8 protein-coding genes are annotated in these 11,935 nt (G+C 70.5%); 2 read left to right on the forward strand and 6 right to left on the reverse strand.

Going from position 1 to position 11,935, the window contains the following annotated elements:
- Positions 1 to 685 (reverse strand): DUF6542 domain-containing protein (locus tag NG1_RS24275; RefSeq protein ID WP_174554918.1); only part of this gene is annotated, 685 nt, incomplete at its 3' end.
- A gap of 58 nt (positions 686 to 743) precedes the next feature.
- The gene (locus NG1_RS24280) at positions 744 to 1,889 is read right to left on the reverse strand and encodes a DNA recombination protein RmuC (protein WP_062974484.1); all 1,146 of its coding nucleotides are present in this window, start codon (positions 1,887 to 1,889) and stop codon (positions 744 to 746) included.
- Between the two features lie 286 nt (positions 1,890 to 2,175).
- Here NG1_RS24280 and NG1_RS24285 point away from each other — a divergent pair, with 286 nt between their 5' ends.
- Positions 2,176 to 3,351, forward strand: a complete 1,176-nt coding sequence (locus NG1_RS24285) for an exonuclease SbcCD subunit D (protein ID WP_062974486.1) — start codon at positions 2,176 to 2,178, stop codon at positions 3,349 to 3,351.
- A 34-nt stretch (positions 3,352 to 3,385) separates the two neighbouring features.
- On the forward strand, positions 3,386 to 6,766 hold the full coding sequence (locus tag NG1_RS24290) for an AAA family ATPase (protein WP_062974487.1): 3,381 nt from the start codon (positions 3,386 to 3,388) through the stop codon (positions 6,764 to 6,766).
- A gap of 136 nt (positions 6,767 to 6,902) precedes the next feature.
- On the opposite strand, the gene NG1_RS24295 is transcribed toward NG1_RS24290, so the two are convergent.
- The 4 genes from NG1_RS24295 to NG1_RS24310 all read right to left on the reverse strand — a co-directional run bounded on the left by NG1_RS24295 (position 6,903) and on the right by NG1_RS24310 (position 11,750).
- Entirely contained in the window at positions 6,903 to 7,445 is a 543-nt protein-coding gene (locus NG1_RS24295) for a methylated-DNA--[protein]-cysteine S-methyltransferase (protein ID WP_062974490.1), read from the reverse strand.
- Complete coding sequence (locus NG1_RS24300) at positions 7,442 to 9,064, reverse strand: DNA-3-methyladenine glycosylase 2 family protein (RefSeq protein ID WP_062974601.1); 1,623 nt, start codon at positions 9,062 to 9,064, stop codon at positions 7,442 to 7,444. The genes NG1_RS24295 and NG1_RS24300 overlap by 4 nt, the downstream gene beginning before the upstream one ends.
- 170 nt (positions 9,065 to 9,234) lie before the next feature.
- Positions 9,235 to 9,438 (reverse strand): YbdD/YjiX family protein, encoded by a 204-nt coding sequence (locus tag NG1_RS24305; RefSeq protein ID WP_062974603.1) that lies wholly within the window; start codon positions 9,436 to 9,438, stop codon positions 9,235 to 9,237.
- 53 nt (positions 9,439 to 9,491) lie between these two features.
- On the reverse strand, positions 9,492 to 11,750 hold the full coding sequence (locus NG1_RS24310) for a carbon starvation CstA family protein (RefSeq protein WP_062974605.1): 2,259 nt from the start codon (positions 11,748 to 11,750) through the stop codon (positions 9,492 to 9,494).
- Between the last annotated feature and the right edge of the window lie 185 nt (positions 11,751 to 11,935).

The raw sequence follows: 11,935 nt of genomic DNA on the forward strand, positions 1-11,935 counted from the left end.
GCGGGCGAGCGGGTGCGACGCGCGGCGGGGTATCGGCGACCTGCGCCGCTGGTCGGCGGGCCGGCCGTGGGGTGGACTCGTCCGAGCCGTCCGTCTCGGGTTCGGCGGGCTCCGCCTTCGGACGGCGGGTTTTGCGGCGTGGCGAGTCCGCGAGGCTGCGGGACGGACGGCCGGGCTTGTTCTTCTTCGCAGGCGCCTTGCCCCAGCCCGCGCCGCGGCGGGTCGACGGCGGACGAGTGGACTCCTCTTCGCGGCGGTGCAGATAGATCCGCGCGCCACCGATCAGCAGGACGACCACCGTGGCGAGCATCATGGTCGGGAACCGGTTCACCAGCGGGATCGCCAGGTTCAGCAGGATGTCCTTCAGCGAGGTCGAGCCACGGCCGGTGAGCTGCTGATAGGCCAGCGGCACGGCGACGAACAGCAGCAGCGGCGGCAGCACCATCGTGCTGAACAAGCCGCGATAGCGGACGGCGGCGACCGCCGCCACACACCCGAGGATGTACAGCGCGGCGAACGTGCCGGTCAGCTCGTTGTTGCCGCCGCCGGCATCGATCAGGAACCCCAGAAACGTGCAGGCAACCGCGATCAGGATCGCCGCGCCGACCGGGATCCCCGGCACCGACGGCAGGATCGAGCGTTGCGGCGCGGGCACCCGGGATCGCACACGTTCGGAAGCAGCCACGATATGCACACTAGTTGCCGCCGCTCGTGGCGGCGTGGCGGCACGGCCATACTCCTGGTTACTCGCCCGCGTCGGCGAAGCCCACCGCGCGGGGCCGGGAATCCACGCGCCCGATGGCGGGCACTTCCTGCTCGGCCATCTCCAGGTCGTGCAGTTTGCGCGCGGTGACCATCACCCGCGATTCCACTGAGGCAACGGTGTAGTTGAAAGCCTCCACCGCCCTGCCCAGTTGCGTACCCAGCCGGTCCAGGTGCTTGCCCGTCATCCCCAGCCGGTGATACAGCTCACGGCCCAGCCGCTGCACGGTGGCCATGTCCCTGGACAGCGCCTCCTGCCGCCAGCCGAAGGCGATGGTGCGCAGCAACGCGATCAGGGTGGTCGGGGTAGCGAGGATCACGTTGCGACCGAACGCGTACTCCAGCAGCTCGGAGTCGGTGGTCAGGGCCGCGTCCAGGAACGGGTCGCCTGGCACGAACAAGACCACGAATTCCGGCGCAGGATCGAAAGCGGCCCAGTACGCCTTGTCCGACAGCTGATCGACATGCGCGCGCAGATGCTTGGCGTGCCGGGTGAGCAGCTCGGCGCGCACGTCGGGGTCGTCGGTGCCGCAGGCGTCCAGGTAGGCGGCGAACGGCACCTTGGCGTCCACCACGATGTGCCTGCCGCCGGACAGGCGCACCACCAGGTCCGGTCGCACCGTGCGGTCGCCCTCGTCGCGACCGGTGCGGGTCACCTGGGTGTCGAAGTCGCAGTGCCTGGTCATCCCGGCCAGCTCTACCACCCGCTCCAGCTGGATCTCGCCCCATCGGCCCCGGACCTGGGGCGCGCGCAGCGCCGCGACCAGCTGCCCCGTCTGCCCGGTGAGCAGGTGCGAGGTGCGCTGCATGTTCTCGACCTGTTCGCGCAGGCCGGAATACGCGGTGAGCCGCTGCCGCTCCACCTGCTGGATGTGCTCGTTCAACGCCCCCACCGCCGCGCGCAGCGGTTCCACCATCGCGCCCACGGCGTGCGAATGCCGCCGCGCGGCGTCCTCGTTGGCCGCGGTGAGCGACTGCCGTAGCAGCCGTTCGTTGTCGGCGGCGACCGCGAGCCGCGCTTCCGCCGCCGCGGCGCGCTGCCCGGCCCGTGCGGCGTGGCCCAGCCGGCCCAGGCCGAAACCGGCGGCGAACACCAGCGTCAGTGCGACGAGCATCGGTGCGGTCATAGCGCAGATAGTGCCGTAGGTCACCGACAAGATCGAGCACCCGGCAACTGTTCGGCATCGAGTCGACAACCGGCTGTGCCAGCGTGTTCCGCGAACCATCCGGAATCCGGCATCCGGAGTCGGGGTTCGGGACGCCATGCGGTATGTGATGATTCGGCTCGGCGGGCCGACCGGCTCGAACACGTCCGTCCCCTCCGCCGGACACGCCGGGCTCTTACTGGGCGAACCCGGCGCAGCGGGCGGGGCGATTGAAGTCTGTCGGTGGGTTGCCCTACGGTTTCGCGGCATGCGGATGCTGCACACCTCGGACTGGCACATCGGGCGCACGTTCCATGGGGTCGATCTGCTTGCCGATCAGGCGCGTTCACTGGCCGCCATCGCGGAGCTGGTGGCCGAGGAGTCGGTCGACGTGGTGGTGCTACCGGGTGACGTGTACGACCGGTCGATTCCGAGCGCCGACGCGATCGCGGTGTGCAACCGCGGATTCGAGGCGATCCGGGCCGCGGGCGCCCGGATCGTCGCCACCTCGGGGAATCACGATTCGCCGGCCCGGCTGGGCGCCGGCGCGAGTTTCGCCGCGGCGGGCGGGCTGCATCTGCGTACCACCGTGGCCGACGCCGATCACCCCGTTCTGCTCGAGGACGCGCACGGACCGGTGGCTTTCTATGGCATCCCGTACCTGGAACCGGAGATCACCCGCGCCGAACTCGAAGTGCCGCAAGCACGTTCGCATGCCGAGATCCTCGACGCGGCAATGGCCCTGGTGCGGGCCGACATCGCGCGACGGCCCGGGGTGCGGACGGTCGTGCTGGCACACGCCTTCGTGGTCGGCGGGGAATCCACCGGGTCGGAGCGCTCGATTTCGGTCGGCGGGGTGGAGACGGTCCCGCTGGCCGCCTTCGACGGCATCGACTACGTGGCGCTCGGCCACCTGCATTCGCCGCAGACGCTCGCCGAGCAGGTCCGCTACTCCGGCTCGCCGCTGCCGTATTCGTTCGGCGAGAACGCGCATCGCAAAGCTGTCTGGATCATCGACCTGGACGCGTCCGGTCTGCACGCGGTGCGCCGCCGGGACCTGCCGACGGTACGGGGGCTGAGCAAACTGACCGGCACCCTGGACGAGCTGCTGAGCGCCGCGCAGCACAGCGTGGCCGAACAGCACTACGTATCCGCCGTGCTCACCGACATCGCCCGCCCGGTCGACGCCATGCGCAAGCTGCGCGAACGGTTCCCCCACGCCGTCCACGTCGAATGGGCGCGGCCCGAGGGAAACCCCGAGCTGCGCTACCGTGAGCGGGTGCACGGCCGCCGCGACATCGAAGTAGCCCGCAGCTTCCTCACCGACGTCCGCGGCGTACCCAGCTCGAGCGAGATGAGCTGGCTGGAGCGGGCGCTGTCCGCCGCTGTCGCGGAGCCGGAGCAGGCGGCCGCGGTGGCCGCCGCCGAGGAACTGACCGCATGAGCGTCCTGCCGGAGCCGGGCGTAGGCGCGGCGGGATGAGGCTGCACAAGCTCGAGATGACCGCCTTCGGTCCGTTCGCCGGCACCACGGTCGTCGACTTCGACGCGCTCGGCGCCGACGGGCTGTTCCTGCTGCACGGTCAGACCGGCGCGGGCAAGACCACGGTGCTGGACGCCATCGCGTTCGCGCTCTACGGCAGGGTCCCCGGCGCACGCGGGGAGAGCAAGCGACTGCACTCCGATCACGCCCCGGAGCAGACACCACCGCAAGTGGTCTTGGAGGCGACCTTGGGTGGGCGGCGAGTTCGCCTGACCCGCAGCCCCGAGTTCCAGCGCGCCAAGCGCGACGGGACCGGCACCCGCACCATCAACCCGAAGGCGACGCTGACCTGGCTGGACGGCCACGGGGAGAACCTGTCCCGAATACCGGATATCGGCGAGGAGGTGCTGCGCCTGCTCGGCATGAGCGCCGACCAGTTCTTCCAGGTGGTGCTGTTGCCGCAAGGCGATTTCGCCCGCTTCCTGCGCGCGGACAACGAGGATCGCGAGAAACTGCTCGAAAAGCTCTTCGACACCAAACGTTTCGGCACCGCGGAACAGTGGCTCGCCGACAAGCGTCGCGCCGCCGAAGCGGACCTGGACGCTCGCGCGGACGGCGTCAAGCGGCTGATCACGCAAGTGGGTATGGCGGCCGGAGTGGCGGATTCGGTCGGTCCGGCCGAGTGCGTCGGATGGTCGCAGGACCTGCTGGCCACGGCACGCGCCGATCTCGCCGCCGCCGTCGCGGAGGTGCGACGCTGCCAACAAGATTCGGCGCGCGTCCGGGAGCAGGCCGAACAGGCGCGTCGGCTGCGCGAGCTGCGTCGCCGCCTGAGCGTGGCGCGCGCCCAGCTGGACGACTACGGCGCGGGCACCGCCCGGCGGGCCGAGCTGCAAGCCGAACTCGACCTCGCTCGCCGGGCCGAGCCGGTCGCGGCCGCTATCGACGAAGCGCGTTCGGCGGTGCAAACCCAGCGCAGGCTCGACGGCGAAAAGCACGCCGCGGCACAGCGACTCGCGGCCAGGCTGCGGGAACCGGAGAGCGCCGAACTCGGTGGCGCCGAACTGGTCGATCCCGACGGCGGGCAAGTCCGGGACGATGCCGACATCGACGCGGCGATCCAGCGATGGAGCGCGCAGATCGGCGCGCTGGACGAGGTGCGGACCGATGCCGCCACCGCAACCAGGCTCGATGGTGAACTCGCCACGCTGCGCACCGAGGACGCGACGCTGGCCCGGCGCGTCACCGAACTCGCCACGCGGCGTGACGAACTGCCCGCCGCGCTCAGCGCGGCCGAGGCCCGGCTGCGTGAGGCCACCGAAGCGGCCGCGGCCCTGCCGGGCATCACCGCGGAGACCGAGCGGCTACAGACCGCCGCGACGGCCGCGGTCGAGCTGGCGGCCCGCCGCACCGCGCTCGATCACGCCCGGATCGAGTTCGACGCCGCCCGCACCGCGCATCTCGACGCCAAGGAACGCGTACTGGATCTGCGCGAGCGCAGGCTCAGCGGGATGGCCGCCGAACTCGCCGGCGAATTGGTGGACGGGAGTCCGTGCGCGGTCTGCGGTTCGGCGGAGCATCCCGCACCCGCCCGGCCCACCGACGCCGCGGTGTCCAAGGACGAGGAGGAGGCCGCCGTGGCGGCCGAGCGCGCCGCGGAGGGCACCCGCGACCGCGCGCTGGCCCGCATCACCGGGCTCGAACGCGAGATCGAAGCGCTCATCGCTCGCGGCGGCGATACCGACCGCGTCGAACTCGCCGCCGCCCTGCGCGCCGCGACCGACCGCTACGAGGACACCTCGGAACTGGCCGCGAACGCCGATGGGCTGGAAGCCGAACTCACCCGTTTGCGCGACGGCGAGGCCCGCCTGCACGAGGAGTTGCGCGCATCCGAGGCGCGCCGCAGCGCGGTCGCCGCCACCATCGTCTCCGCCGAGGAGCGCTTGGTCGAACTCACCGAACGGCTGCGTACCGCGGCGGGCGCGGACCAGACCATCGAGCGCCGCCGTGCGCGGCTCGCCGCCCTCGTCAGCGAGGCCACCGCCCTGCGCGACGCCCGCGCCGAAGCCGTGGCCGCGCGAGAGCAGGTGTCGGTAATCGCAGGCCGGGTCCAGAACCTCGCGCGCGCAGCGGGTTTCGTGCCGGAGGGCGAGTTCGGTGGTCCGCGGCCCGTTCCTGGCGCATCGGCCGCCACCGACGAGGCGGGTTCGTCCGGCGCGGGTTCGGCTCCGACCCGGGACTCCGGCGAGACAGCCGTCTCTGGATCTGCTGGTTCGGCCGTCACCGATGAGGCGGGTTTGTTCGGCGCGGGCTCGGCTCTGTCGCTGGACTCCGGCGAGACGGATGTTACTGGCGCCGCTGGTTCGGCCGCGATCGATGAGGCGGGTTCACCTGGCGCAACTTCGGCTCGTCGCACCGAATCCGGCGAGACGGTCGCGCCCGGCTCCGCTCGTCTGGACGACCTGCCGCGCCTCGCCACTGCCGTCACCGCTCGCGACGATGTCGCGCTCTTGACCGCCTACGCGAAGGTCGTCGCGGCCGCGTCCCGCAGCCCGCGGCAGCAGGCCGAGATCGACGCGGAACTCGTGGCGGCCGACCGTGCCCGAGCCGCGGCGGAAGCGGTGCTTGCGGAACCGGAGATCCGGGCGGCAGCGGAGCAGGAGCCCGGCGATCCGGCCGAGCTCGACGCGCTCGTGGCGGACGCGCAGGCCGCGCTCAACGCGGCGGTGGCCACCCATGCCGAGGCGAGCAGGCGGGCCGGCCAGCTCGAGGACCTCGGCGGCCAGCTCTGGGCCGCCGTGGACCGGATCGCCCCGGCTCAGCGCGCGTTCGACGAACTGGACGGTCTCGCCGACGTGGTCGCCGGGCGCGGGGCGAACAACCGCCGCATGTCCCTGCACTCCTACGTCCTCGCCGCCCGTTTGGAAGAAGTCGCCCAAGCGGGATCGCTGCGGTTGCGCAGGATGTCCGGCGGCCGCTACGAATTCGTCCACTCGGACAAGGCCGGGCCGCGCGGTCGCCGCGGCGGTCTCGGTCTGGACATCCGTGACGATTACACCGGCGCCATCCGCCCGGCCAAGACGCTCTCCGGCGGCGAAACCTTCATGGCCTCGCTGTCGCTGGCGCTCGGCCTGGCCGACACCGTCGCCGCCGAATCCGGTGGCCTCGTGCTGGACACCCTGTTCATCGACGAGGGTTTCGGCGGTCTGGACGCCGACACCCTGGACGCCGTGATGGGCGTGCTGGACGAACTGCGCGCGGGCGGCCGCGTGGTCGGGGTCGTCAGCCACGTGGACGAGATGCGTCAACGCATCCCAAGCCGCCTGCACGTCCTGCGCGGCCGCGCGGGCTCCCACCTGCAAGCGACCATCGCCTGAGTGTGGGCCTGCCCTTCCGCGAGGGACGGGTGATCGCCTACAGCCGATTGCCGACCCCGATAATGTGCCACGGGGTTCACGCGGCCAACCTGCGATCCATGGGTCTGCTCGCGCGAGTGCTGCGGTCGCCGGACGATCACCCCTCGTGGTCGAGCAGCCACCGTTTCACCGGTAATCCCCAACGGAAGCCTCCGAGTGCGCCGCCGATGCGCAGGATGCGGTGGCAGGGCACGAAGAGGGCGGCGGCGTTGCGGGCACACGCGTTGGCCGCGGCGCGCGTGGCGTCGGGGCGGCCGGCGCGGGCGGCGAATTCGGTGTAGGTCAGTGGGCTGCCCGCCGGGACGGCGCGGAGTATCTCCCAAGCGTGGAGGAGGAACTCCCCGGACTGCTGACGTACCGGAATCCGATCGATCGCGGTGACATCACCCTCGTGGTAGGCGGTGACGGCTCCGGTCACCTCGCCCAGCGAATCCCGCTGCCGTAACAGGCCGGGGCGCAGGGTGGGGTGGATCAGGCCGCGCAGGTTCTCCGCATCGGACGTCCAGCCGGAGGCCAGGACCGCGCCCTCGGAGTCGACGAGCGTGGTGAACGGGCCGAGCGGGGTCTGCGTGACAGCGAAATCCGCTGTCGCGGTGGTGGTGCCGCCGGCCTCGGCGCGGACGGTGATGCTGGTGGTCATGATTCGACACTGCCTTTCGTGGTGGCGAGCGCGGGGACATCGGATGGTGTGGCACGGCTGGTCAGTGCCGCTTTCCACAGGTGCATGGACAAATACGACCGCCACGGCGCCCAGCGGGCGGTGTCCGTCAGATCGACGCCGAGCAGGGTCGCGCCGCGGCGGACGACCAGGTCGGTCCCGAGCAGGACGTCCGGATCGGCGAGCAAGCGCATGATCACGTAGTCGGCCGTCCACGGTCCGACGCCGTCCAGCGCGAGCAGGTCGCGGCGCAGGTCGGCCGCGGTACGTCCCTGGTGCAGCGGCAGCTCGCCGGAAGCGAGTGCCTCGGCGGCCGCGATGATGGAACGGATGCGCCGCGCCGGTCCGGTCAAGACCTCGGCACCACGTTCGGCGATGACTTCGGGTGCCGGGAACAGCAGCGGAATCGGCCCGTCCACCCGTTCACCGAGCGCTTCGACCAGCCGCGCGGTGTGCGTGGCGGCGGCCGACACCGAGATCTGCTGCCCGATCATGGTGCGCAGCAAGAGTTCGGCTCCGTCCACGCACCCGGGCACACGAATACCCGGCGTGAATGACGGGCGCGCCGCGTCGAGCGGCTCCGCCTCGGTCAGTGCCTCGGTTTCCGGCGGCGACCCCGACCCCGCGTCCGGCAGATACTCGGCGGCCTGCTCGGGCAGTTGTCCCGAGGAGGGCATGCGCGCCGCGGGACCGACACCGAGCGCGTCATCGATCCCGATCGGGTCGGCGTCCAGATCCAGCAGGTGCCGGAGCCTGGCCACCGTCGGCGCGAGATCGCGCATGTCGTGCAGGGACAATTCCGCTCGCACGTGGTCGCGCTGGAAGCTCAGCCGCGCGGTGGCGTGCCCGTGTGGCGTGCGCAGGTTCCTGGTGTAGGCGCGGTTCTCCCACAATTCCATGCCGGGTACGACATGGGCGGACAGGAACCATTCGAGCCAGGCCCGGTCGAGCGGTTCCCGGTAGGGCAGCCGCAGGGTGAGCGATCCGCTGCCGGCCTGTGCCGGGCGCGCGGGGGCGCTGCTCTTCGCGCGCTGCGCCTCGAGCCGCATGGTGGTGGGGCTCACCGCGAAGACCTCGCGCACCGTGTCGTTGAACTGGCGGATGGACGCGAAGCCCGCCGCGAACGCGATGTCGGACATGGGCATGGCGGTGGTCTGGATCAGCAGCCGCGCGGTGTGTGCCCGGTGCGCCCGTGCCAGTGCCAGCGGCCCCGCGCCCAGTTCCGTGGTCAGCACCCGGGTGAGCTGCCGCTGGGAGTAGCCGAGCGTGGCGGCCAGCCCGGGCACTCCGGCGCGCTCGACCACGCCGTCACCGATCAGCCGCATCGCCCGCGCGGCCAGATCCGCCCGCGTGTTCCACAGCGGCGATCCGGGCGCGGCGTCCGGCAGGCAGCGGCGGCAGGCGCGGTAGCCCGCCTGCTGCGCCGCTGCGGCGGTCGGCAGGAACGACACGTTGGCCCGCTTCGGCGTGATCGCCGGACACGAAGGGCGGCAATAGATTCCGGTGGTGCGCACCGCGGTGAAGAATTGCCCGTCGAATCGAGAGTCCCGGGTCGACACCGCCCGGTAGCAACGTTCGAAATCCAATGCCGTGATCGTCACGCCCACCACAATGGCAGCTGCGGCGGACCCGTGCTAGCGGGAATCGGCCACCACCGCCGGTGGTCGTCCCCACCTCGCACAACGGTCATGACATCGCACAGCCGTCGCCTGCTTCGCGGTTGTGGTGGCTACCAAACGGGGTGTGGCGGCGCGCGCCGAAATTCTGCCGGTCAGCAGCAGCGATTGGCCGGATTGCGATCCGCCTCGGCATGCCGCTGCCGCCAGTACTCCCGCTCGGTCGGAATGGCGCATCCCGGGTGCCTGCGACGCAGGTGCTCGACGTAGCGCTGGTAATCCTGCCCGCCAAGGATCGAGTCGAACCACCAGACGGCCGCCCGAACGCCGTCGCGGCAAGCGCGGACCGTGGCACGCAGCCGGGTGCCGACCGGTCGCCCGGACCGGTCGGCACCCTGGATGGCCGAGTCGCTCATTGCGCGTGGACGTGTGCCGCGCCGGGAGCGCGCACCTTTCCGGTCGCGATCAGCTCGTCCCACTGCTTCTGCACTTCCTTCTCCGCCGCGGTGGCGAGGAAACCGCTGGGCGCGAAGATCTTCGACGGCTCCTCCGGCGTCTCGGTGGTCTTCGTCTCGCCGGAGCGCCAGGCGCGATAGGCGACCAACCCGCCGACCACCGCGACGATCAGCACCAGCAACGCGAACACGATCGACAACGTGCCCTGGATGAAGGTGTTGCGCACGATCGCGGTCATATCGTCCTGCGTCTTCGCCGTCAGGCACAACTTCCCGGCGTCCTGCGCGGCCTGGCAGATGCTGTGCTGCTTCCAGTAGCCGAGCTTCGGGTCGGCGGAGAAGATCTTCTGCCACGATGCCGTCATGGTCACCAGCAGGTCCCAGACCAGCGGAATGCCGGGCACCCAGGCCCATTTCGCGAGGCCCTTCTTCACCACGATCACCAGTACCACGGTCAACGCGATGGCCGCGAGCAACTGGTTGGCGATGCCGAACAGCGGGAACAGCGTGTTGATGCCGCCCAGCGGGTCGGTGACGCCCATCAGCAGGATCGAACCCCATGCAGCGACCACGATGGCGGAGCACAGCCACGCGCCCACCCGCCAGGACGGATCACGGAACTTCTTCGCCGCCCCGCCGAAGTTGCCCAGCGCGTCCGAGAGCATGAACCGCGCCACCCGGGTGCCCGCGTCGATCGTGGTGAGGATGAACAGCGCCTCGAACATGATCGCGAAGTGGTACCAGAACGACTTCATGCTCGCGCCGCCGAGGAACTGGTGGAACACCTCCGAGATGCCGACCGCCAGCGTCGGCGCGCCGCCCGTGCGCGAGATGATCGACGATTCGCCGACGTCGCTCGCCGCCTGGCTCAGCTCAGCCGGAGTGACCGCGGGACCGCTGAGCCCGAGGCTGTTGGTGTAGGCCGCGGCCTTCTCCGCGGTGCCGCCGGTGAGGCCGAGCGGCGCGTTCATCGCGAAGTACAGGTGCTGGTCGATGATCGAGGCGGTGATGATGGCCATGACCGCGACGAACGACTCCATCAGCATGCCGCCGTAGCCGATCATCCGGGCGTGCGATTCCTTCTCCAGCAGCTTCGGCGTGGTGCCGGAGGAGACCAGTGCGTGGAACCCGCTCAGCGCGCCGCAGGCGATGGTGATGAACAGGAACGGGAACAGCGAGCCCGCGAAGGCAGGCCCGGTGCCGGTGGACGCGAACGACGAGACCGCGGGGGCGTGCAGCACCGGCAGCGTGACGAGGATGCCCACCGCGAGCAGCCCGATGGTGCCGACCTTCATGAACGTCGACAGGTAGTCGCGCGGCGCGAGCAGCAGCCACACCGGAAGCACCGAGGCGACGAAGCCGTAGGCGATCAGCAGCCATGAGATGGCCACCGGCGAGAGCGTGAACCAGTCCGCGCCCCAGTCGGTTTCCGATACCCAACCGCCGCTCACGATGGCCAGCAGCAGCAGCGCGAATCCGATCACGGAGACCTCGCCGACCTTGCCCGGCCGCAGGAACCGCAGGTACACGCCCATGAACAGCGCGATCGGAATGGTCATGCCGATCGAGAAGACGCCCCACGGGCTGTGCGCGAGCGCGTTGACGACCACCAGAGCGAGCACCGCCAGCAGGATCATCATGATCACCAGCACGCCGACGATGGCCGACCAGCCGCCGATCACCCCCAGCTCGTCCCTGGCCATCTGCCCGAGGCTGCGGCCGCGCCGCTTCATCGAGACCCACAGCACCAGGTAGTCCTGCACCGCGCCGGCCAGTACCACGCCGACCACGATCCAGATGGTCCCCGGCAGGTAGCCCATCTGCGCGGCCAGCACCGGCCCGACCAGCGGACCCGCGCCCGCGATGGCGGCGAAATGGTGCCCATAGAGCACCCGCCGGTCCATCGGCATGTAGTCCTTGCCGTTCTCCAGGATCTCGGCGGGCGTGGCCAGGTCGTCACGCGGTTCGACGATCTTGCGTTCGATGAACCTGGCGTAGAACCGATACGCGAGGATGTAGGTGGACACCGCCGCGATCACGATCCACACCGCGTTCACCGATTCGCCCCGCGAGATGGCGAGTACGGCCCAGGCTATGGCGCCGAGTACGGCGATCCCGCCGAAGATCAATTTCTTGGCCGGTGTGATCGGGGACTTGTCGACCACGCCGACGGGCGGCAGATCGGGATCGGTCCGCAGATATTCGATTGTCGCCATCTGCCTTCTCTCCTGTAAAACGCGCAGGATCTTGCTGAAACACGTGACAACGTATCCGATCAATGATCGCCGTCGTGCCGATTCCGGACGCCGGGCGGGCACCGTGAAATATTGTTCATGTGTCGGCCGTCACCAGGTGATTGCCGAACGTATGCTGCCATGCGGTTCGAGAAGCTCCACATCCG

The organism is Nocardia gamkensis NBRC 108242 (assembly GCF_001612985.1).
GTDB classification, from domain to species: domain Bacteria; phylum Actinomycetota; class Actinomycetes; order Mycobacteriales; family Mycobacteriaceae; genus Nocardia; species Nocardia gamkensis.